This window comes from Rhodococcus sp. SORGH_AS_0301 (genome assembly GCF_030818285.1).
Taxonomy (GTDB): Bacteria; Actinomycetota; Actinomycetes; order Mycobacteriales; family Mycobacteriaceae; genus Rhodococcoides.
In genome coordinates this window covers 2,319,120-2,338,944 of record NZ_JAUTAC010000002.1, presented here as the reverse complement: position 1 = coordinate 2,338,944, position 19,825 = coordinate 2,319,120, and the positions used below count along the sequence as shown (strand labels likewise).

Annotated in this window: 18 protein-coding genes; 6 read left to right on the top strand and 12 right to left on the bottom strand. The window is 69.4% G+C overall.

The annotated features are described in order from the left end of the window. Positions 1 to 53: 53 nt before the first annotated feature. Positions 54 to 1,070: an aldose epimerase family protein gene (locus QE397_RS11545; protein ID WP_307093442.1), complete on the bottom strand. Its 1,017-nt coding sequence runs from the start codon at positions 1,068 to 1,070 to the stop codon at positions 54 to 56. Positions 1,071 to 1,157: 87 nt separating this feature from the next. On the opposite strand from QE397_RS11545, the gene trpS reads away from it, so the two are divergent. Both trpS and yhjD read left to right on the top strand, forming a co-directional pair. Continuing rightward, positions 1,158 to 2,201, top strand: coding sequence for a tryptophan--tRNA ligase (trpS, locus tag QE397_RS11540; RefSeq protein WP_307093441.1), 1,044 nt, complete (start codon positions 1,158 to 1,160; stop codon positions 2,199 to 2,201). A 5-nt stretch (positions 2,202 to 2,206) separates the two neighbouring features. Then, positions 2,207 to 3,229: an inner membrane protein YhjD gene (yhjD, locus tag QE397_RS11535; protein ID WP_307093440.1), complete on the top strand. Its 1,023-nt coding sequence runs from the start codon at positions 2,207 to 2,209 to the stop codon at positions 3,227 to 3,229. An 18-nt stretch (positions 3,230 to 3,247) separates the two neighbouring features. On the opposite strand, the gene QE397_RS11530 is transcribed toward yhjD, so the two are convergent. The 5 genes from QE397_RS11530 to iolC form a co-directional block, all read right to left on the bottom strand. Further along, positions 3,248 to 4,630, bottom strand: a complete 1,383-nt coding sequence (locus QE397_RS11530; RefSeq protein ID WP_307093439.1) for a D-alanyl-D-alanine carboxypeptidase family protein — start codon at positions 4,628 to 4,630, stop codon at positions 3,248 to 3,250. Positions 4,631 to 4,699: 69 nt separating this feature from the next. After that, positions 4,700 to 6,652, bottom strand: a complete 1,953-nt coding sequence (gene iolD, locus QE397_RS11525; RefSeq protein ID WP_222638737.1) for a 3D-(3,5/4)-trihydroxycyclohexane-1,2-dione acylhydrolase (decyclizing) — start codon at positions 6,650 to 6,652, stop codon at positions 4,700 to 4,702. Positions 6,653 to 6,654: 2 nt separating this feature from the next. Next, entirely contained in the window at positions 6,655 to 7,548 is an 894-nt protein-coding gene (gene iolB / locus QE397_RS11520) for a 5-deoxy-glucuronate isomerase (RefSeq protein ID WP_307093438.1), read from the bottom strand. Then, positions 7,545 to 8,453 (bottom strand): hypothetical protein, encoded by a 909-nt coding sequence (locus QE397_RS11515; RefSeq protein ID WP_027503740.1) that lies wholly within the window; start codon positions 8,451 to 8,453, stop codon positions 7,545 to 7,547. Before QE397_RS11515 ends, iolB begins: the two co-directional genes overlap by 4 nt. Beyond that, positions 8,446 to 9,480 (bottom strand): 5-dehydro-2-deoxygluconokinase, encoded by a 1,035-nt coding sequence (iolC, locus tag QE397_RS11510; RefSeq protein WP_373425228.1) that lies wholly within the window; start codon positions 9,478 to 9,480, stop codon positions 8,446 to 8,448. Before iolC ends, QE397_RS11515 begins: the two co-directional genes overlap by 8 nt. 173 nt (positions 9,481 to 9,653) lie before the next feature. Between iolC and QE397_RS11505 the strand changes: the two genes are divergently transcribed. Then, positions 9,654 to 10,391 carry a GntR family transcriptional regulator gene (locus QE397_RS11505; protein ID WP_027503738.1) on the top strand — a complete coding sequence of 246 codons (738 nt, stop codon included), beginning with the start codon at positions 9,654 to 9,656 and terminating at the stop codon, positions 10,389 to 10,391. 10 nt (positions 10,392 to 10,401) lie between these two features. Here the strand turns inward: QE397_RS11505 and QE397_RS11500 are convergent, their stop codons facing one another. Together QE397_RS11500 and QE397_RS11495 are read right to left on the bottom strand one after the other, a co-directional pair. Then, positions 10,402 to 11,400: an ABC transporter substrate-binding protein gene (locus tag QE397_RS11500; protein WP_307093436.1), complete on the bottom strand. Its 999-nt coding sequence runs from the start codon at positions 11,398 to 11,400 to the stop codon at positions 10,402 to 10,404. Positions 11,401 to 11,482: 82 nt separating this feature from the next. Next, a complete protein-coding gene (locus QE397_RS11495) occupies positions 11,483 to 12,502 on the bottom strand; it encodes a LacI family DNA-binding transcriptional regulator (protein ID WP_307093435.1) in 1,020 nt (339 codons plus the stop codon). A gap of 172 nt (positions 12,503 to 12,674) precedes the next feature. On the opposite strand from QE397_RS11495, the gene QE397_RS11490 reads away from it, so the two are divergent. The 3 genes from QE397_RS11490 to QE397_RS11480 all read left to right on the top strand — a co-directional run bounded on the left by QE397_RS11490 (position 12,675) and on the right by QE397_RS11480 (position 15,905). After that, a complete protein-coding gene (locus QE397_RS11490) occupies positions 12,675 to 13,856 on the top strand; it encodes a Gfo/Idh/MocA family protein (RefSeq protein ID WP_307093434.1) in 1,182 nt (393 codons plus the stop codon). A 169-nt stretch (positions 13,857 to 14,025) separates the two neighbouring features. Continuing rightward, positions 14,026 to 15,084, top strand: coding sequence for an ABC transporter permease (locus QE397_RS11485; RefSeq protein ID WP_027503734.1), 1,059 nt, complete (start codon positions 14,026 to 14,028; stop codon positions 15,082 to 15,084). An 8-nt stretch (positions 15,085 to 15,092) separates the two neighbouring features. Then, positions 15,093 to 15,905, top strand: a complete 813-nt coding sequence (locus QE397_RS11480; protein ID WP_027503733.1) for an ATP-binding cassette domain-containing protein — start codon at positions 15,093 to 15,095, stop codon at positions 15,903 to 15,905. 161 nt (positions 15,906 to 16,066) lie between these two features. Here QE397_RS11480 and QE397_RS11475 read toward each other — a convergent pair whose 3' ends face one another. The 4 genes from QE397_RS11475 to QE397_RS11460 are packed head-to-tail and all read right to left on the bottom strand — an operon-like array spanning position 16,067 to position 19,759. Beyond that, entirely contained in the window at positions 16,067 to 17,050 is a 984-nt protein-coding gene (locus QE397_RS11475; RefSeq protein ID WP_307093433.1) for a Gfo/Idh/MocA family protein, read from the bottom strand. Further along, positions 17,047 to 17,943: a sugar phosphate isomerase/epimerase gene (locus QE397_RS11470; protein ID WP_027503731.1), complete on the bottom strand. Its 897-nt coding sequence runs from the start codon at positions 17,941 to 17,943 to the stop codon at positions 17,047 to 17,049. Before QE397_RS11470 ends, QE397_RS11475 begins: the two co-directional genes overlap by 4 nt. Further along, complete coding sequence (locus tag QE397_RS11465) at positions 17,940 to 18,980, bottom strand: Gfo/Idh/MocA family oxidoreductase (protein ID WP_307093430.1); 1,041 nt, start codon at positions 18,978 to 18,980, stop codon at positions 17,940 to 17,942. The genes QE397_RS11470 and QE397_RS11465 overlap by 4 nt, the downstream gene beginning before the upstream one ends. Continuing rightward, a complete protein-coding gene (locus QE397_RS11460; RefSeq protein ID WP_027503729.1) occupies positions 18,980 to 19,759 on the bottom strand; it encodes an SDR family oxidoreductase in 780 nt (259 codons plus the stop codon). The genes QE397_RS11465 and QE397_RS11460 overlap by 1 nt, the downstream gene beginning before the upstream one ends. Positions 19,760 to 19,825: the final 66 nt, after the last annotated feature.

The following is a 19,825-nucleotide window of genomic DNA, read 5'->3' as shown; positions in this document are numbered from 1 at the left end:
CTGAGGCGGCAGGGCCGGACGACCACACCGCGGGAAGGCTGGAGGTGGGCCGACTATCGCGCGGCGAACCTGTACTCGATCACGCAGCGAGACGTCTCGCCCGGGCGCAGGACGGCCGACGGGAACGCCGGCCGGTTCGGGCTGTCGGGGAAGAACTGGGGCTCGAGCGCGAGTCCGTCGCCCTGACGCAGCGCGGTACCGCGTCGGGACACGGTGCTGCCGTCGAGGAAGTTGCCGGTGTAGACCTGCAGCCCGGGCCGATTCGTCCACACCTCGAGCGTCGTGTCGCTGCGATGCGACGTGACACGCGCGGCGCGGCGCAACTCCCCGCCGTCCTCGGGTCCGTCGAGGACGAAGTTGTGGTCCACCCCTCGCGTGGCCGCCACATGAGGATCGTCGGACCGGACGACGTCGCCGATGCGGCGCGGGAGCCGCAGGTCGAGTGCCGTGCCGTCGACCGGGACGACACCGTTCGTGGGAATTCCCGCGGAGTCCACGGGCACGAACGAGGCCGCGTCCACCTGCAGTTCGAGGTCGTCGACACCGTGTCCGTCGAGATCGATGTAGGCATGGCTGGTCAGGTTCACCACTGTCGTACGTGAGGTCTGCGCGAGGTACTCGATGCGCATCGTGTCTCCCCGGACCGAGTAGACGGCGCGTGCCCGCACCTCGCCGGGGTAGCCCTGGTCGCCGTCGGGACTCACCAGGGACAGTTCCACCTCGTCAGCGGTGACCCGCTCCACCGTCCAGGTGCGGGAGTCGAAGCCGTCGACTCCGCCGTGCAGGTGGTTGTCGCCGTCGTTGCGCGACACCTCCACCCGCTCACCGTCGAGGTCGAATCGCCCGTGCGCGATGCGATTGGCGTAGCGCCCCACGGTCGCCCCGAGGTAGTCCGTGCCCGCGCGCAACTCGGCTTCGCCGGCGACGCCGACCGACACGTCGCGGCGCACACCGTCCCCGCCCGTGACGGTCAGGCGCAGCAGGGTCGCACCGTACGGCAGCACCTCCACCTCGATCCCCGGCGCCGAGCCGATGGTTACGGCGGTGTCGGACGTCCTGTCAGTGGTCATGGCGCAGACCCTACGACGGTCATGGCGCAGACCCTGCGACGGTCATGGCGCAGACCCTGCGACCAGAGGTGATTGAATCTGTAGATCATGACGACCGACACCGCGACCGACAGCGCAGGAGTCGCACCTCGGCACCGAGTGCTCTCCGGCATCCAGCCCACGGCGGATTCCTTCCACCTGGGCAACTACCTGGGCGCGGTGCGGCAATGGGTCGAACTGCAGGACGAGTACGACGCCTTCTACTTCATTCCGGACCTGCACGCCATCACGGTGCCGCAGGATCCGAAGGAGTTGCGCGCCCGGACTCGCCGCGCCGCAGCGCAGTTGCTGGCCGTCGGCATCGACCCCGCGCGCTCCACGCTGTTCGTGCAGTCCCATGTACCCGAACACGCCCAACTCGCATGGGTTCTCAACTGCATCACCGGATTCGGCGAGGCCGGCCGCATGACGCAGTTCAAGGACAAATCGGCACGCCAGGGCAGCGATCAGGCGAGTGTGGGCCTGTTCACCTACCCCGTGCTGCAGGCCGCGGACATCCTGCTCTACCGCCCGCAGCGAGTGCCCGTGGGGGAGGACCAGCGCCAGCACCTCGAGCTGACCCGCGATCTCGCCCAACGCTTCAACTCGCGCTACAAGAAGACGTTCGTCGTGCCGGAGGCGCACATCGTCACCGGTATCGCGAAGATCTACGACCTGCAGGAGCCGACGGCGAAGATGAGCAAGTCCGGCTCCGGCGTGTCGGGCCGGATCGACATCCTGGACGACCCCGCCGTGTCGGCCAGGAAGATTCGCTCGGCGGTCACCGACAACGAGCGTGAGATCCGCTACGACACGGCGGAGAAGCCCGGTGTCAGCAATCTGCTCACCATCCAGTCCGCCCTCACCGGCACGCCCGTCGCGACGCTCGTCGAGGGATACGTCGGAAAGGGATACGGTGATCTCAAGAGCGACACCGCAGATGCGGTGTCGGCGTTCTCCGCCCCGGTGCGCACGGCGTTCACGGAGTACATGAACGACCCGGCCGAACTCGACCGGATTCTTCGGGACGGGGCCGAGCACGCACGCTCGATCGCGTCCAGGACGCTGGCACAGGTGTACGACAGGGTCGGATTCCTTCCACCGAAAGGCTGAGCGCCATGCCGGACTTCGCGGCGATCATCGAGGAACGTCGACGGCGGCGGCCGTGGTTCGATCACCTCGCGCGGGCCGGCTCGGTGTACCAGCAGCAGAAGGGCGACTACTACGCCGCGGGTATCACCTACTTCAGCGTTCTGGCCCTCTTCCCGCTGCTGATGGTCGCGTTCGCCGTGGTGGGCTTCGTTCTGGCCTCCCGGCCGGACCTGTTGACGGAACTGCAGTCCCAGATCGCCGAGAACGTTCCCGGGAGTTTCGCGGGCACCATCAACGAACTGGTCTCGAGTGCCATCGAGTCGCGCACCAGCGTGGGCATCATCGGTCTCCTGGGTGCGCTCTACGCAGGCCTCGGATGGACGGCCAATCTGCGGGAGGCGCTCACCGCGATGTGGGAGACGCCGCACGAGGCGGGCAGCTTCCTGGCCACCAAGGCCAAGGATCTCGGAGCGCTGCTCGGTCTGGGTCTGGCCCTGGTGATCTCGCTCGGCCTGTCGGCGGTGGCCAGCGGGTCGGTGGTCCCCGCACTCCTGAAGGCCGTCAATCTGGACGATGTTCCCGGTGTCGGCGTCGCCGTGCAGATCGCGTCGTTCGCCCTGGCGATCGCCGCGACGTGGGCACTGTTCGTGTGGGTCATCGCCCGGCTGCCCCGTGAGCCCGTGACCGTGCGCAGCGCGGCACGCGCCGCGCTGTTGGCGGCCGTGGTGTTCGAGATCTTCAAGCAGGTCGGCGCCGTCTACCTCGAGAGCGTCACGTCCGGTCCGGCCGGTGCCACGTTCGGACCGATCATCGGCATCCTCGTGTTCGCCTTCACGACGTCACGCTTCCTCTTGTTCTCGACGGCGTGGGCGGCGACGGCCACGGAGAACCTGTCCCTCGCGGCACCCGCCGTGCCCGACAGTGCGGTGATCGCACCGCAGGTGGTGGTCCGCGAAGGGGTCTCACCCGTCGGTGCGGCAGCTCTCGTCGGCGCCGGCGTGCTCACCGTGCTCGGCCTGGGCGGATGGCGCGGCCGGCGCCGACGCTGACGCTGACGTGCAGTGTGGTCAGGACCGTCTGCGGTGCAGCGTGCGCGCCCACAGGAGGAGCCCGATCACGACGATCAGACCCAGAACTCCCGCACCGACCCTGATCGCCACCTCGCTCTCGTCGTCCACTCCCGCATAGGCGCCGCCACTGCTCGCCTCGGTCCGCCGATCGGTCGGCGCGGTCGAGGCGGGGGTCGACGAGGTCGTCGGCGCCGCCGACGCGTCCGGGCTCCCGGTCACCAGGGCGCCCACCACCGTGTCGGCAGGCTGCGTGAAGCCGTAGTCGAGCAGGCGGGCGGCCTGCTCCCAGGGCCGGATGGGCAGCACGTCGGCATTCATGAGCGACACGGCCAACCGGCGGCCACCGCGTTCGGCCGCGCCGACGAAGGTCTGGCGTGCGTCGTCGGTGTAGCCGTTCTTGCCGCCCAGTGCATCCGGGTAGTTGAACAGCAGCGCATTGTCGCTGGCGAGGGTGAAGCCCGGCCGGTCCTCGTTGAGCGGCAGATCGGGGTTCACCGGCACGCCGGGCATGTCGGGCCGTGAGGGGTTGTCCGGCTTCGACGCGTCCTTGGGATAGCCCGGGAACCGAACCGATTCGGTGGCAACGAGTTCCGCGAAGGTCGGATCGTCCATCGCGGCCCGGAAGATGAGCGCCAGATCGTAGGGTGAGCATGCCATGCCCGGTCCGTCGAGACCCGACGGCGACGCCGTGCGCGTGTCCAGGGCACCGAGCTCGCGGGCCTTCGCGTTCATCTTCTCCACGGCGGTGTCGACGCCGCCGAGCTGGACGGCGAGAGCGTGCGCGGCATCGTTCCCCGACGCCATCACCAGCCCCTGCATCAGCTGGCGCACCGAGTACACGCCGCCGGTACCGATGCCCACCGCGCTGCCCTCGGCGGCCGCGTCCTCCGCGGTGGCCACCACGGTGCGATCGAGATCGAGCTCGTCGAGCGCGACGAGCGCCAGCAGGACCTTGATCGTGCTCGCCGGCCGGTACCGGCCGTGCGGATCCTTCGCCGCGATCACCGCGCCGGAGTCGAGATCGGCGAGCACCCATCCCGCCGCCGAGATGTCCGCGGGAAGAGCGGGCGCACCGGCCGCGGTGATCACACCGCACGCCGCCAGTTCCTCGCCGCCGACCGTCTCGGCCGGGACGGGTACGGGCTGCGGTTCCGCGTCGCCGGGAGCGGGGACCTCGGACGCATCGATGGCCGGTGGTGGCACGTCACGGTGGGGACAGGCGTCGGTGTCGGGCGTCCGGAACGGGGTGGACGTCGGAGGCGGTGCGGGCTGCGCCCCGGCGAGACTCGGAAGGAGTGCCGGCGTACCCACGAGCACGACCGCCGTCGTGATCGCCGCGGCTGTCCGTCGGCCGCGTCCGGTGCGGTCGTGAATGTTCATCACCGGTCACCCTAGGCGGCGCGCTCGCGCACGCCGCCCCGGGTGACCGGGTGTGTCCGGATCGAGAAGTCAGTCGGCGGACGGCCGGAGGTACGGCCGCTGGACCTTCTTCCACGCCTCGTACGTCTCGTACGCCGTCTGCGTGCTCTCGAGCGTCGAGGTGGCGCTGACCGGGACGTCCCACCAGGACTCGCTGTCCGGAGCGGCGATCAGCGGATCGGTCTCGACGTGGATGACCGTGCAGCGGTCCGCCGCCTTGGCCACCTTGACGGCGTCGGCGAACTCGCCGGCGGTGTTCACGCGGATGACGTCGGCGCCGAGACTCTGGGCGTTGGCCGCCAGATCGACGGGCAGCACACCGCCGTCGAGTCGACCGGACTCGGACCGGTAGCGGTACGCGGTGCCGAAGCGCTGGGAGCCGAGCGACTCCGACAGTGATCCGATGGAGGCGAAGCCGTGGTTCTGCACCAGCACCAGGATGACCTTCACGCCCTCCTGGACCGCGGTGACCAGCTCGGTGGCCATCATGAGGTAGCTGCCGTCGCCGACCATGACGAAGACGTCGCGATCCGGTGCCGCCATCTTGACGCCGATGCCGCCGGCCACCTCGTAGCCCATGCAGGAGAACCCGTACTCGACGTGGTAGCCCTTGGCATCGCGTGTGCGCCAGAGCTTGTGGAGGTCTCCGGGCATCGAGCCGGCGGCGCACACGACGATGTCGCGTGGGTCGGACAGCGAGTTGGTGAGACCGATGACCTGGTTCTGGTTCATGCCGAGGTTGTCGTCGTCCACGGCGTAGACCGAGGCGACCGTGCGATCCCACTCGGCGGCGAGTTCGGTGGCGCGCGCACGGTACTCGGCGCTCACCTCGTGGTCCGCGAGCGCGTCGGTCAGTGCCTCGAGCGCCTCGCGGGCGTCGGCGACCACGGAGAGACCGCCCTGCTTGACCGAGTCGATGGACGCGACGTTGATGTTGACGAACCGCACGTCGGGGTTGGAGAAGGCCGTGCGCGACGCGCTGGTGAAATCGCTGTAGCGCGTGCCGATCCCGATGACCACGTCGGCCTCGGTCGCGAGGGCGTTGGCGGCCGTGGTGCCGGTGGACCCGATCGCTCCGACCGACTGCGGGTGGTCGTACACGAGGGAGCCCTTGCCTGCCTGGCTCTGGCCGACGGGGATTCCGGTCTTCTCCGCGAACGACGCGAGCGCCTCGGTGGCACCGGAGTAGATGACGCCGCCGCCGGCGACGATCAGCGGCGCCTTCGCCGAGCGGATGATCTCGGCGGCGCGGGCGACGACGGACCGCTCGGGCAGCGGGCGGGCGACGTGCCAGGTGCGCGGCGCGAAGAACGACTCGGGCCAGTCGTGTGCCTCGGCCTGGACGTCCTGCGGGACGGCGACCGTGGCGGCGCCGGTCTCCACCGGGTCGGTGAGGACGCGCATGGCGCCGAGCAGAGCCGCGGGCAGTTGCTCGGCGCGCCACACTCGATCGAAGTAGCGCGAGAGCGGCTTGAACGCGTCGTTGACGGTGACGTCGCCGCTGGACGGGAGCTCGAGCTCCTGCAGCACCGGTGAGGAGGCGCGGGTGGCGAAGGTGTCCGCCGGGAGCAGCAGGACGGGCAACCGGTTGATGGTGGCCAGCGCCGCGCCGGTGAGCATGTTGGTCGAGCCCGGTCCGACACTGGCGCTGACGGCCCAGGTCTGGAGACGGTCCTTCTGGCGGGCGAAGCCGACGGCGCTGTGCACCATGGCCTGCTCGTTGCGGCCGAGGACGTAGGGAAGCTCCGGCTCGGTGCCCGCCTCGACGGCGTCGATCTCGGCCTGCAGCAACGCCTGTCCGAGACCGGCGACGTTGCCGTGGCCGAAGATGCCGAAGCAGCCCGCGAAGAACTTGGTCCGGACCCCGTCACGCTCGACGTACTGGTTGGCGAGGAAGCGGACGATGGCCTGGGACACCGTGAGGTGCACCATCGGCTCGGCGTTCTCGGTCTTGCTCTGTGACATCGGTGCGGTGGACACCATCGTCAGGCTCCTTTTCCACGGTGCGCTGAGTCCAGCGGAGGTCGGGGGGTGAGGGGGAGGCGTGGATCGACGTCCTGGCCGTCCCACGTGCTGCGGATCCAGGTGTGGTCGGGATCGTCGACGATCTTCCAGGCGCGCTCGCTGCCCGGTCCGGCCATGACGTTGAGGTAGTACATGTGGTAGCCGGGCGCCGCGACGGACGGCCCGTGATACCCGTGCGGGACGAGGACGACGTCACCCGTGCGCACCTCTTCGAGCACCTCGATGGGACGCTCGGGTGTGCCGTACACGCGGTGGTATCCGAAACCGGCGGAACCGTCACGGCCACTGTCGATCTCGAAGTAGTAGATCTCCTCGAGTGCCGATTCGGTCTCGGTCTCCTCGTCGTGCTTGTGGCCGGGGTAGGACGACCAGTTGCCGCCGGGGGTGATGACCTCGCACGCGATGAGCGAGTCGGCCTCGAACGTGTCGGCGGTGCCGAAGTTGTGCACCTGCCGGCTGCAGTTGCCCGCGCCGCGCAGTTCGACGGTGACGTCGGCGGCGGGAACGTAGCGGAACGGCAGGGCCCGCGAGGCGCGTGCGCCGCACAACGCGAAACGTCCACCCTGCTCGCTGCGGAGGGTGTAGCTGCTGTCACGGCCGACGTACGCGAAGTCGGAGGGCCCGTCGAAGACCGACGCGCGCCCCGTCAGTGCGAACGACTCCTCGCCGCACGTGACGGTCGCGGATCCCTGCAGAGGGACCACCATGATCTCGTCGTCGTCGGAGGAGAGATCGACGGACTTGCCGGGTGCGAGAAGCACTGTGCGCAGACTGGACTCGGTCCATCCCGCGCTCTCCGGGGTGACGGTGACTCCGGCACCGGGGACGGCGGGAATGTAGAACTCGCTGTTCACTCGTCCGCCCCGCCCCGCACCATGTCGACTGCGGTCGCCACCGCGGTGGCGACGTCGCCGTCCTTCGGGTAGAGCAGTGTGCGGCCCACGATGAGGCCGCGGACGGCGGGGATCTTCAGTGCGCGTGCCCAACTGGCGAAGGTCTCGTCGGGCGCGGTCTGCGGGTCGCCGCCGAGGAGCAGCGTCGGGAGCGTGGTGGCGTCCATGACGCGCTCCATCTCGTCGACCACGGGCAGCTTCATCCAGGTGTACGCCGACGAGGCGCCGAGGCCCTGGGCGATGTGGATGGACTTGATGACGGCGTCGGCACGCAGATCGTTGACCACCTTGCCGTCGCGGCGCGACGACAGGAACGGCTCGACCATGGCCATGAGGCCCTCGGCCGCGAGTTCGTCGATGGCCTGCGCGCAGGCGGTGAGGGTGCCGAGCGTGCCGGGATCGTCGAGGTCGATGCGGGTCAGCATCTTGGCGCCGTTCATCCGCGCCTTCGCGGTGGACGCCGCGGTCGCGCCGGTCATCCGGTCGTCGAGCTCGAACGACGCGCCGGCGAGTCCGCCGCGGTTCATCGAGGAGATGACGACCTTGTCGTCGAGGGCGCCGAGCAGGACGAGGTCGTCGAGAATCTCGGACGTCGCGAGGACACCGTCGACTCCCGGGTCGGCCAGCGCGGTACGCAGGCGGTCGAGCAGTTCGGTGCGACTGTTCATGGCCGTCGGGTTCGAGCCGACCGACAGGGCACCGCGGGCGGGGTGATCGGCGGCCACGATCATGAGCCGCCCGTCTCCGCGCACCGTCTCACGGGTGACGCGAGAGGCCCAGGCGCGGTCGATCGCGCCCGGGTCGTGCGCCCGGATCTCGGTGACGTCGGCGTACGTGGTGCAGGTCGCGGTGATGGTCTCAGACATGTGCTTCCTCGGAATCGGCGAGATCGGAACCCGGTGCGGTGACCGCGGACTCGGCGAGGGCGGCGACCTCGTCGGCGGTGGGCATGGCGGTGGAGCATTCGAGGCGCGACGCGACAATGGCGCCGGCCGCGTTGGCGTGGCGGAGGATCTTCTCGAGTGGCCAGCCGGACAGCAGTCCGTGGCACAGCGATCCACCGAAGCTGTCGCCGGCACCGAGTCCGTTGACGACGTCGACGAAGTTCGGTGGCACCTCCACGCGCTCGGTGCGCGTCTTGCCCAGTACGCCCTTGGGACCCTGCTTGACGATCGCCAGTTCCACCCCCATGTCGAGCAGCGCGTCGGCGGCCCGGTCCGGCTCGGTCTCGCCGACGGCGATCTCGCACTCCTCGCGGTTGCCGACGGCCACCGTGACGTGTCGCAGTGCGCGCTGGACCTGCTCGGTCGCGGCGGCGGGGCTCTCCCAGAACATGGGCCGGTAGTCGAGGTCGAGCACCGTCAGCGGAGCGCGTCCACGCGCCTCCCAGGCGGTGAAGTGTGCACTGCGCGAGGGCTCCTCGGACAGACCGGTGACCGTCGACCAGTACAGAGCGGCGCTCCGGACGGCCTCGGTGTCGATGTCCTCGGGGCGCACCTGCAGGTCCGGCGCGGTGGGCTTGCGGTAGAAGTACAGCGGGAAGTCGTCCGGCGGGAAGATCTCGCAGAACGTGACCGGGGTGGCGTACTGGCCGTCGACCACGACGTAGCGGTTGTCGACGCCGAGGCGGGCGAGCTCGGCGCGCACGAAGCGGCCGAACGGATCGTCGCCGGCGCCGGAGATCAGTGCGGTGCGGCGCCCGAGTCGCGCGGCGGCGACGGTGACGTTGGCGGCGCTGCCACCGAGGAACTTGCCGAACGTCTCGACGTCCTCGAGGCCCACACCGACCTGCAGGGGATAGATGTCGACTCCGCTGCGTCCGATGGCGAGCACGTCGAAACGTGCATCACCGGTGGGGCCGGTGTTGTTCACTGTGGTCAAGGTCTGCTCCATCGATACTCGGGGCGTGTGCGTGGGGGCCGGTATCACTGTGCTCCGCGCCACACCAACCTGTCAATAGTTTGTCCTGACATTCTAACTTGCCGTCATATTGCGCACGGTCACTTACACTCTGTTCTCGGGCAGCCCGCCCGCACACCCGCCTAGTTTCGGATCGGAGCTGGTACGTGAGTCAACCGCTCGCCGTGGAGCTCGACAGGTCGAGTCCCGTTCCGCTCTACTACCAACTCGCGCAGGCCATCGAGGGCGCGATCCTCGGCGGCAGTCTGGCCCCGGGTGACCGCTTCGAGAACGAGCTCGCCCTCGCGAAGCGCCTGAACCTGTCGAGGCCGACCACGCGTCGGGCCATCCAGGAACTGGTGGACAAGGGCCTGCTGGTGCGCAAGCGTGGCGTCGGCACACAGGTGGTGCAGAGCCCGGTGCATCGACCGGTGGAGCTCACCAGCCTCTTCGACGACCTGGCGCGCGCCGGCCAGGACCCGACGACGAAGTTGCTCGAGTACTCGGTCGGGCTGCCCACCGAGGACGTGGCGCGCGAGCTCAACATCGGGCCGGAGTCCGAGGTGGTCACCGTGCGGCGTCTGCGACTGACCAAGGGTGAACCGCTCGCGCTGATGATCAACTACATGCCCGTCGACGTGGCGCCGGAGCCCGCCGAGCTCGAGGCGCACGGCTTGTACCAGTCGCTTCGCACCAAAGGAGTCCACATCCGCCTCGCTCGCCAGCGCATCGGCGCGAAGGCGGCCGATCGCGACGAGGCGCACCTGCTGGACGAGAAGCCGAAGGCGCCGCTGCTCACCATGCACCGCACGGCGTTCGACGACTCCGGCAAGGTGGTCGAGTACGGGTCGCACGTGTACCGCGCGTCGCGGTACTACTTCGACACGACCCTCGTCGACCGCTGACCCGGAGGCGTCAGCCTGCGATCGACCGGAGCGTCGGCCGAACCTTCTCCAGCGCGTACGTCAGCGACGCCGGTGACGGTGTGTTCAGCGCGATGATGGTCGCGTAGTCCGTGATCAGCATGCCGCCCGATCGCACCGAGGGCAGATCGGCCCAGCCGGGCAGTGCCTCGAGATCGGCCGCGGTACCGCCGTTCACGAGGATGATCACCAGGTCGGAGTTCAGGACGTCGACGCGTTCGGGCCCGACGACGAGCCGGTTGCCGGCCGTGGCGGGCAGGTCGACGGCCGGCAGCGTCATCCCCAGTTCCTGGTAGAACGCCGAGGCGCCGTCGTCGGGATCGGCGACCACGACGAGCTGCTGGGTGGCCGGGATGTACTGCGACAGCAGCGCTGTCCTCCCCGCCAGTCCGGGCAGCTCCGCGGCGGCGTCGGCGAGGGCGGTCCGCGTCCGCGCGATCACCGCGTCGGCGTCGTCCTCGCGGCCGAGCGCCGTGCCCAGCGCGCGCGTCAGCGCGTCGTAGGGCGAGACCGTGTCGCCGATGACGGGAATGGTCGGGGCCAGTGCGGTCAACTGCTCGTACTGGGTCGGTGTCGACGCGGCGAAGTCGGCGAGGATGAGATCCGGTGCGTACGAGGCGATCTCCTCGATGGGGAGGGTGCCCTCGACGGGGACGGGAATGAGCGGTACGTCCACCGCCAGCTCCGACTGCCAGGGATAGCGGCCGTCCGGTGCCCCGGTCGTGTCCGAGGCGAAGGCCACCGGCTGCACCCCCAGGGCGAGCGCTGCGTCCACGGCCGGAGCGGTGAGGGCGACGATGCGGGGGTCGGACCCGAGTTCGGCGCGGTCGATCGCGGTGGAGCCCAGTGCGTGCTCGATGGTCACTGTGCCCGTCGGGGCGTCGCTGTCGGGCACCGCGTCGGACGCCTGATCACTGCTGCACCCGGCCGCGGTGAGGAGTGTCAGAACGGCGACGGCCGTGGCGAATCGTCGTGATGTCGTGCTGCGCATGCGGTACCCCTGCTGCTCGCGATGCCTCCGGAGACCGCGGAGGTAGGGGTACCCTAAGTCACCCGGGAGGCCGCGTGGGGAGCTACGTGTCGGCCGGCGGTGCCGTGCTTCCGCGCACCTGCAGTGTCGGCGCGATGAGGTCGAGGGTGCCGGCTGCCGTCGGACGAGCGATCCGGTCGATCACCGCCGCTGCGGCCCGGCGACCGACCGACGCGCTGGCGTTGTCCACCGACGTCAGGGAGACGTGGCGCAGTTGTGCGATGGAGGTGTTGTCGTATCCGACGATCGAGATGTCCTGCGGCACGGCCAGTCCCGCTTCCTGACAGGCCGTCATGACACCGACCGCGGCGATGTCGTTCACCGCGTACACGGCGGTCGGGCGGGGGGTGCGGGCGAGGAGTCTCCGGGCGGCGTCGTATCCGCCGTCCTCGGTGAGGTCGCACGCTTCGACGAGGCCGTCGGTGTCCAGACCGCGCGACGCCATCGCGGCGCGGTAGCTGTCGGCGCGCAGAGCGGACACGGCGCCGAACGACCCGGCCACGTGGGCGATCCGGCGGTGACCCAGTTCCGCGAGATGCGCCACCGCCAGCGCGGATCCCGCGGTGTCGTCGTTGGCCACGACGTCCGCGCGGGGGAGTTCGAGGTCGCGGCTCGCGACGATCACCGTCGGCATGGACGTCGCGGCATCGGCGACCAGGGGAGTGGGTGACCGGGTGCCGACCAGGACGAGCGCGTCGAGTCGCAGTTCGGTGAACTTGCGGACGACGGTGTCGTCTCCGCTCCGGTCGGCTCGACCGTCGCCGAGCATCATGGTCAGCCCGTGTGCCTCGAGCACCGGGGCCATGCCCTCGAGGCAGTCCACGAACCACGGGTTGCGGAGGTCGTTGATGAGGACCCCGACGATGTCCGTCCGTTGCCGGGACAGGTTGCGGGCCGACAGGTTCGGCCGGTAGCCCAGCTCGTCGATGGCGGCGTGCACGGCCGCGCGCTTCTCGTCGCTGACGTTGGGGGAGTCGTGCAGGACCAGGGAGACGAGCGACTTGGACACGCCGGCGCGTTCGGCCACGGTGCGGATCGTGGGTGGCCGCTCGATGTTCGTCACGGCTCGCTCCGTCCGGTGAGGCGGCCCCGCCGAGTTGGACTGTGCCAAACGCAGCCTAGCGGGACGGACGCGGTGAACGGAAGAGCGTTGACAGCGCGATCGAGCGACGGGCAGACTGCGGACAGTCTACCGTTTGGAACGGTCCAACAACCCCCTTGTCTGGAGTGCACCCATGTCCGACCCTCGCCTCACCACTCTGCCTGTCGCCGTCGTCGGCTTCGGCTGGATGGGCCGCGTCCACACGCAGGCCTACAGCCGCGTGCGCCACCACTACCCCGCGCTCCGACCCCTGCCCGTTCTCGCGACCGTGGCCGACGAGGTGCCCGGCCGCGCCGCCGAGGCTGCCGAGCAGTTCGCATTCGGCTCGTCCACCGAGTCGTGGCGCGACGTCGTGGCCGACCCGTCCATCGGTGCCGTGTCGGTGACGTCGCCGAACTTCCTGCACCGGGAGATGGGCGTCGCGGTCGCCGAGGCCGGGAAGCACCTCTGGATCGAGAAGCCCGTGGGACTGTCGGCGGACGATGCCCGTGCAGTGGCGATCGCCGCGGAGAAGGCAGGCGTGCAGACGGCAGTGGGCTTCAACTACCGCAATGCACCGGCCGTGGAGCAGGCGCGCGGCATCATCGCGTCCGGCGAACTGGGCGACGTGACACATGCACGCTTCCGGTTCTTCAGTGACTACGCGGCCCACCCGGACGGCGCACTGAGCTGGCGTTTCGAGCGTGAGCGTGGCGGTAGCGGCGTGCTCGGCGATCTGGCGTCCCACGGCGCGGATCTGATCTGGTACCTGCTCGGCGACATCGCCTCACTGGTGGCGGACACCGCCGTCTTCATCCCGCAGCGTGCCAAGCCGACGGGGGTGACCAGCGGCCACATGCGCGCCTCGGGCGGTGAGCAGGGCCCGGTGGAGAACGAGGACTTCGTGTCCGCGCAGCTGCGCATGGCGACCGGCGCCCGGTGTGTCCTCGAGGCCAGCCGCGTGGCGGTGGGTGACCAGAACTCCTACGGGTTCGAGATCCACGGGACCAAGGGCTCGGTCTCGTGGGACTTCCGTCGGATGGGGGAGCTGCAGCTGGGCCTGCGGGCGGCCGGCGAGGATCAGCCGCTGTATCAGGACCAGCCGCAGTCGACGCTCTTCGTCGGTCCGGGAGCGGGCGAGTACGGCGTCTTCCAGCCGGGGTCCGCGTCCGCGATGGGGTACGACGACCTGAAGGTGGTCGAGGCGGCGCGCTTCCTGCAGTCGATCGCCGAGAACGCCTCCGTCGGCGCGACCGTGCGGGATGCTGTCCGCAGCGCCTCGGTGCTGGACGCGATGACGGAGTCGGTGGAGTCGGGAAGGTGGGTCACGCTCTAGCGGGTATGTCCGGCTGCAGTCCTAATGTCCGAACAAAGTATTGACTTATGGCTGTGATGCGTATTACATCGACATCACACGGAACGTTCGCCGCTCGCCTCCCTCACGGGGTGTCATCCGAACGAATGCTCCGCCAGCGCAGAGAATCCCCCGTCAGGTAAGGAAGTCCATGTCCACTCAGGCAGATCTCGATCTCGCCACGCATACCGTCGTGACCGACGAGCGGGTGAAGAAGCAGAAGCCGTTCCAGCGTCTGCTGGTCCGTCCGGAGATCGGTGCCCTCTTCGGCGCCGTCATCATCTTCGTGTTCTTCGCCATCGTCGCCCCGCCGTTCCGGAGCCCCGAGGCCCTGGCCACCGTGCTGTACGCCTCGTCGACCATCGGCATCATGGCGTGCGGCGTGTCGGTCCTCATGATCGGCGGCGAGTTCGACCTGTCGACCGGTGTGGCGGTGACGTTCTCCTCGATCGCCGCGTCCATGCTGGCCTACAACCTCCACCTCAACGTGTGGATCGGCTCGGTCCTCGCCCTGGTGCTGGCACTGGGGGTGGGATTCCTCAACGGGTACCTGGTGATGAAGACGAAGATCCCGTCGTTCCTCATCACCCTGTCCTCGTTCCTGATGTTGACGGGCATCAACCTCGCGGTGACCAAGCTCGTCACCGGCCAGGTCGCGACGCAGTCCATCTCCGACATGGACGGGTTCGAGTCCGCCAAGAAGGTCTTCGCCTCGTCGTTCTCGGTCTTCGGTGTCTCGGTCCGCATCACCGTCCTGTGGTGGCTCGTCTTCACGCTCATCACCACCTACGTGCTGATGAAGACGCGCGTCGGCAACTGGATCTTCGCGGTCGGCGGCAACCAGGACTCGGCTCGCGCCATCGGTGTGCCGGTGACCAAGGTCAAGATCGGCATGTTCATGTTCGTCGGCTTCTGCGCCTGGTTCGTCGGCATGCACCTGCTCTTCGCCTTCAACACCGTCCAGTCCGGCCAGGGTGTCGGCAACGAGTTCCTCTACATCATCGCCGCGGTCATCGGTGGCTGCCTGCTCACCGGAGGTTTCGGTACCGCCATCGGTGCGGCCATCGGCGCCTTCATCTTCGGTATGACCAACCAGGGCATCGTCTACGCCGGCTGGAACCCGGATTGGTTCAAGTTCTTCCTCGGTGCGATGCTGCTCTTCGCCGTCATCGCCAACAACAGCTTCCGTTCCTACGCTGCGAAAAGGTGACACCTGACATGAGTGCAACCATCGAGACTCCCCTCGAATCGAACAGTGGCGGCAAGACCCCGCTGATCGAGCTGAAGAACGTCGGCAAGAGCTACGGCAACATCATCGCCCTCGGCGGGATCAACCTGCGCGTCGGCGCCGGCGAGGTCACCGGTGTTCTCGGCGACAACGGTGCCGGCAAGTCGACCCTCATCAAGATCATGGCCGGCCTGCACCAGCAGACCGAGGGCCAGCTGCTCGTCGACGGCGAGGAGGTCAAGTTCTCCTCACCCAAGGACGCGCTCGACAAGGGCATCGCGACGGTCTACCAGGACCTCGCCGTCGTGTCCCTGATGCCCGTGTGGCGCAACTTCTTCCTGGGCCAGGAGCTCCGGAAGAAGGGTGTCTTCCGCACCCTCGACGCCGCCGCGATGCGCGCGACGACCAAGGAGGAACTCCACAAGATGGGCATCGACCTGCCCGACGTGGACGCCCCCATCGGCTCGCTCTCCGGCGGTCAGCGCCAGTGTGTGGCCATCGCCCGCGCCATCTTCTTCGGCGCCCGTGTCCTCATCCTCGACGAGCCGACCGCCGCGCTGGGCGTCAAGCAGTCCGGCATGGTGCTGCGCTACATCTCGGCAGCCAAGGAGCAGGGCTTCGGCGTCGTGTTCATCACGCACAACCCGCACCACGCGTACATGGTCGGTGACCACTTCGTGCTGCTCAACCGTGGCCGCCAGAAGCTCGACTGCTCCTACGACGAGATCAGCCTCGACGATCTCACCAAGGAGATGGCCGGCGGCGACGAGCTCGAGACGCTCACCCACGAACTGCGCCGCTGACGCTCGACTCCCGGGCCCCGCACCTCACACGAGGTGCGGGGCCCGTGTCGTGTCGGCACCCGGACCGCGCGCGCGAGTGCTCGTGAGCAGAACTGCACCGACGACGACGGCCCCGCACCCCGGGTTTTCGCTCAGGGGTGCGGGGCCGTCGTTCTCGGGGGCTAGCGGAGAGGGAGACCTGCCGCCGTGTACGCGGCATCGACGAGCTCCATGGTGGCCACCGCGTCGTCGGCGTCGAGGGGGATCGGAGCGCCGCTCTGCACGTGCGCCGCGAAGGCCTCGAGCTGGTACTCGTACGACGGGCGGGTGCCGAGGTGCTCCACCGTCGTCCCCGACGCATCCGTGACGGAGACGCGGTCGTCGGTGTTCGGCTTGATGTGGTTGTGCGCGAACGCCGTTCCCTCGGAGAAGCTCAGCAGCACCGTGAACTCGTGCTCGGCGTGCTCCATCGAGTTCGTCACGGTGCCGGTGGCGCCGTCGGGGAACGCGAGTTCGATGGTCGACGTCGCGTCGACGCCGGGGTCACGTTCGGTGGCGACGGCGGAGACCACGCGGGGAGGCCCGCCGGCGACGTCGGCGAGCAGGCGGTGCACGTGGAGCCCGTAGCAGCCCAGGTCCATGACGGAACCGCCCGCGAGGTCGAGCGACCATCGCGGATCGTCGTCGGCGGGTGCGGGCATGGCCATGACGACCTCGACCCGCGTGAGGCGACCGAGGGTGCCGTTCGCGGCGATGTCCAGCAGCCGCCGCGTCACCGGGTGGAAGAGGTAGTGGAACCCCTCGACGATCACTGCGCCCGTCTCGCGAGCCACATCGCGCACTGCCCGCGCCTCGGCGGCGTTGCGCGCGAACGGCTTCTCCGTCAGGACGGCCTTGCCGGCGCGCAGCGCGCGCATGTTCCACTCGGCGTGCAGGGCGTTGGCGAGCGGGTTGTAGACGGCGTCCACCTCGGGATCGTCGATCACCGCGTCGTAGTCGTCGGCGACGCGCTCGACGCCGTACCGCTGTGCGAAGGCCTCGGCGCGGCCGCGATCGCGTGCCGCGACGACCACCAGTCGATGACCGAGCGCGTGAGCCGGTCCGATGATCGCCTGCTCCGCGATGCGCGACGCGCCGAGGACCCCGATGCGCAGAGGTGCCGTCACACCGCGGCCGTTCGGGCGGCGACGATGTCGTGGAGGTGCTGCACGCTGGCGACGACGTCCGTCACCGGGCCGCCCACCTCGCCCGGCTCCTCGGACAGGATGGTGTCCTGCTCGAGCACGAACCAGCCGGTGTATCCGGCGTCGAGGAGCGAGTCGACGACGCCGCCGATGCCCACGTCCCCGGTTCCGAGCGGCGTGTACATGCCGGCGCGGACCGCGTCGGTGTAGGTGAGCTCGCCGGCCTGGACCCGTGCTGCGAGGGCGGCGTCGACGTCCTTGAGGTGAGCGTGCGCGATGCGATCGGCTGCCGCGGTGGCCAGTTCGGCCGGATCGGTGCCGCCGATCATGAGGTGCCCGGTGTCCAGGCACAGCGGGATGGAGGAGCCGTCGAGCACGCGGTGCACCTCGTCGCGCTGCTCGATCATGGTGCCGACGTGGGGATGCACGACGGCGAGGATTCCCCGCTCGGCGGAGGCGGCGGCGAGACGATCGAGGTTGCGCAGCAACACGGTCCACTGATCGGCGGTGAGCGTCGGACGGGCGTCGTAGCCCTCCTGGCCGGTGGACGCGGCGAGGACGATGACGTCGGCGTTCGCGGCCACGAAGCCGTCGAGCAGCGAGGCGATGGTCGGCACTGGATCGTGCGACTCCTCGTGCAGCAGAACGGGAGCGAAGCCCCCGACGGAGGTGAGGTCGTGACCGGCGAGCACTGCGGCCAGGGATGCCGGATCGGCCGGGAGAAAGCCCTCGGGACCGTTCTCCGTCGCGGTGAGTCCGGCGCCGCGCATCTCTCGGAGCACGCGGTCGTTGTCCATCTGGTATCCCCAGCCGGGGACCTCGCAGACGCCCCACGAGATGGGTGCTCCGGCGATACGTACGGGTGCGGCGGTCATGAGCGGACCTCTTCCAGGGTGACGGGTGCGCCGCGGCGCAGGGATTCGGTGGCGGCCTCGGCGATCCAGGCGACCTCGAGGGCGTCCTGCGCGGTGCAGGGGGACGGGCGGGTGCCGGCGCAGACCTCCAGGAACGCGGACAGCTCGGCGCGGTAGGAGGCGGCGAACCGGTCCATGAAGAACCCGTGGGGCGTGTCCGACGGGAACAGCTCGCCGTTCGGGAAGAGCTGGGGCGCTTCCATGTTCCGGACCGGGGTGTGGGGATCCCAGCCGGCGACGACCGTGTCGTCCCGGCCGTGGACCTCGAGCCGGCAGTCGTAGCCGCGGCCGTTGTAGCGGGAGTTCGACACGACACCGACGGCGCCACCCTCGAACGTCAGGAGCACGGTGGCGGAGTCGACGTCGCCGGCGGCGGCGAACGCGGGATCGCCCTGGTTCGAGCCGGTGGCGAACACGGACACGACCTCGCGGCCGACGATCCAGCGCACGACGTCGAAGTCGTGGACGCTGCAGTCGCGGAAGATGCCGCCGGACTCCGCGATGTACGCCATCGGCGGGGGAGCGGGGTCGAGAGTGGTGGACCGCACGGTGTGCAGGAACCCGAGATCCCCACTGCGCACGGCACGTTCGGCGGCCGCGACGGCCGGATCGAACCGCCGGTTGAACCCGATCTGGACGGGCACGTCGGAGGTCGCGATGCCGTCGACCACGGCCTTGCTCTCGGTGGCGGTGAAGGCCAACGGCTTCTCGCAGAAGACGGGGATCCCGGCGTCCACCGCGGCCAGCAGCAGCGAGGCGTGCGCGGGCGTGGCCGTCGCGACGACGATGCCGTCCACGCCGGCGGTGAGCATCGCGTCGACCCCGTCGACCTTCTCCGCGCCGTACTTCGCGGCGACGGCGTCGGTGACCTCCGGTCGTCCGTCGGTGACCACGAGGCTCGAGACCCCGTCGAGTCCGGCGAGAGTCTCGGTGTGGAACGCACCGATGCGTCCTAGTCCGACGACTCCGATTCGCTGGTTCCGAACGTCGTTGCCCATCAGTCCTGCCCTCCTACTACCTGTTGATCCCATTCGATGACCGAGCCGGTGACGACGCCGCTGCGCGGCGACAGCAGGAACACCACCATGTCGGCGATCTCGTCGGGCTGTCCGAGCTTGCCCATCGGCATGCGCGCGGCCGCGTCGGCGGCCCAGTCGTCCGGCGCGTCGTGGAACGTCCTCTGCGTCACGGCTTCGCCCTCGGTCTCGGTCCAGCCGATGTCGAGTGCGTTGATGCGGATCCGGTCGAACCGGTGAGCGTGTGCCGCGTTCTTGGTCAGCCCCGACAGGCCGGCCTTCGCCGCCACGTACGGGGCGAGGTAGGACTGCCCGCCGCGGCCGCTCACGGAGCCGATGTTCACGATGGTGCCGGGAGCCGAGCGCGAGAGCATGTCTCGGACGGCGGCCTGCATGACGAAGAACGGTCCCCGCAGGTTGACGGCCATGTGCTGGTCGAACAGCTCGGGGGTGGTGTCGAGCAGTGACCCTCGGGAGGTGAGTCCGGCCGCGTTGCACACGGCATCGACGCGGCCGTAGTGCTCGACGGTGCGCTCGACGCTCGCGATCGCCTCGATGGGGTCGCCGATGTCGGCGCGCACGAAGGTCGCGTCGTGGCCGTCGGCACGCAGCTCGCGTTCGAACGCGGTGCCCACCTCGTCACGTCGGCCGCTGAAGGCCACGCGTGCGCCCGCGGCGAGGCTCGCTCGCACGACGGCGGCGCCCACACCGGACGTGCCGCCGCTGACGAGAACGACGGTGTCGTCCAGAAGAGTGCCCACACCGGGAAGTCTTGCGGTCCCGGCGCCGGTGATCAACACTCTGAACGCATCAAAAACACCTCGAGA

Coding starts and splice junctions, on each gene's coding strand:
- QE397_RS11545 (WP_307093442.1), bottom strand. CDS start 1,070: ATGACCACTGACAGGACGTCCGACACCGCCGTAACCATCGGCTCGGCG.
- trpS (WP_307093441.1), top strand. CDS start 1,158: ATGACGACCGACACCGCGACCGACAGCGCAGGAGTCGCACCTCGGCAC.
- yhjD (WP_307093440.1), top strand. CDS start 2,207: ATGCCGGACTTCGCGGCGATCATCGAGGAACGTCGACGGCGGCGGCCG.
- QE397_RS11530 (WP_307093439.1), bottom strand. CDS start 4,630: ATGAACATTCACGACCGCACCGGACGCGGCCGACGGACAGCCGCGGCG.
- iolD (WP_222638737.1), bottom strand. CDS start 6,652: ATGGTGTCCACCGCACCGATGTCACAGAGCAAGACCGAGAACGCCGAG.
- QE397_RS11515 (WP_027503740.1), bottom strand. CDS start 8,453: ATGTCTGAGACCATCACCGCGACCTGCACCACGTACGCCGACGTCACC.
- iolC (WP_373425228.1), bottom strand. CDS start 9,480: ATGGAGCAGACCTTGACCACAGTGAACAACACCGGCCCCACCGGTGAT.
- QE397_RS11500 (WP_307093436.1), bottom strand. CDS start 11,400: ATGCGCAGCACGACATCACGACGATTCGCCACGGCCGTCGCCGTTCTG.
- QE397_RS11490 (WP_307093434.1), top strand. CDS start 12,675: ATGTCCGACCCTCGCCTCACCACTCTGCCTGTCGCCGTCGTCGGCTTC.
- QE397_RS11485 (WP_027503734.1), top strand. CDS start 14,026: ATGTCCACTCAGGCAGATCTCGATCTCGCCACGCATACCGTCGTGACC.
- QE397_RS11480 (WP_027503733.1), top strand. CDS start 15,093: ATGAGTGCAACCATCGAGACTCCCCTCGAATCGAACAGTGGCGGCAAG.
- QE397_RS11470 (WP_027503731.1), bottom strand. CDS start 17,943: ATGACCGCCGCACCCGTACGTATCGCCGGAGCACCCATCTCGTGGGGC.
- QE397_RS11465 (WP_307093430.1), bottom strand. CDS start 18,980: ATGGGCAACGACGTTCGGAACCAGCGAATCGGAGTCGTCGGACTAGGA.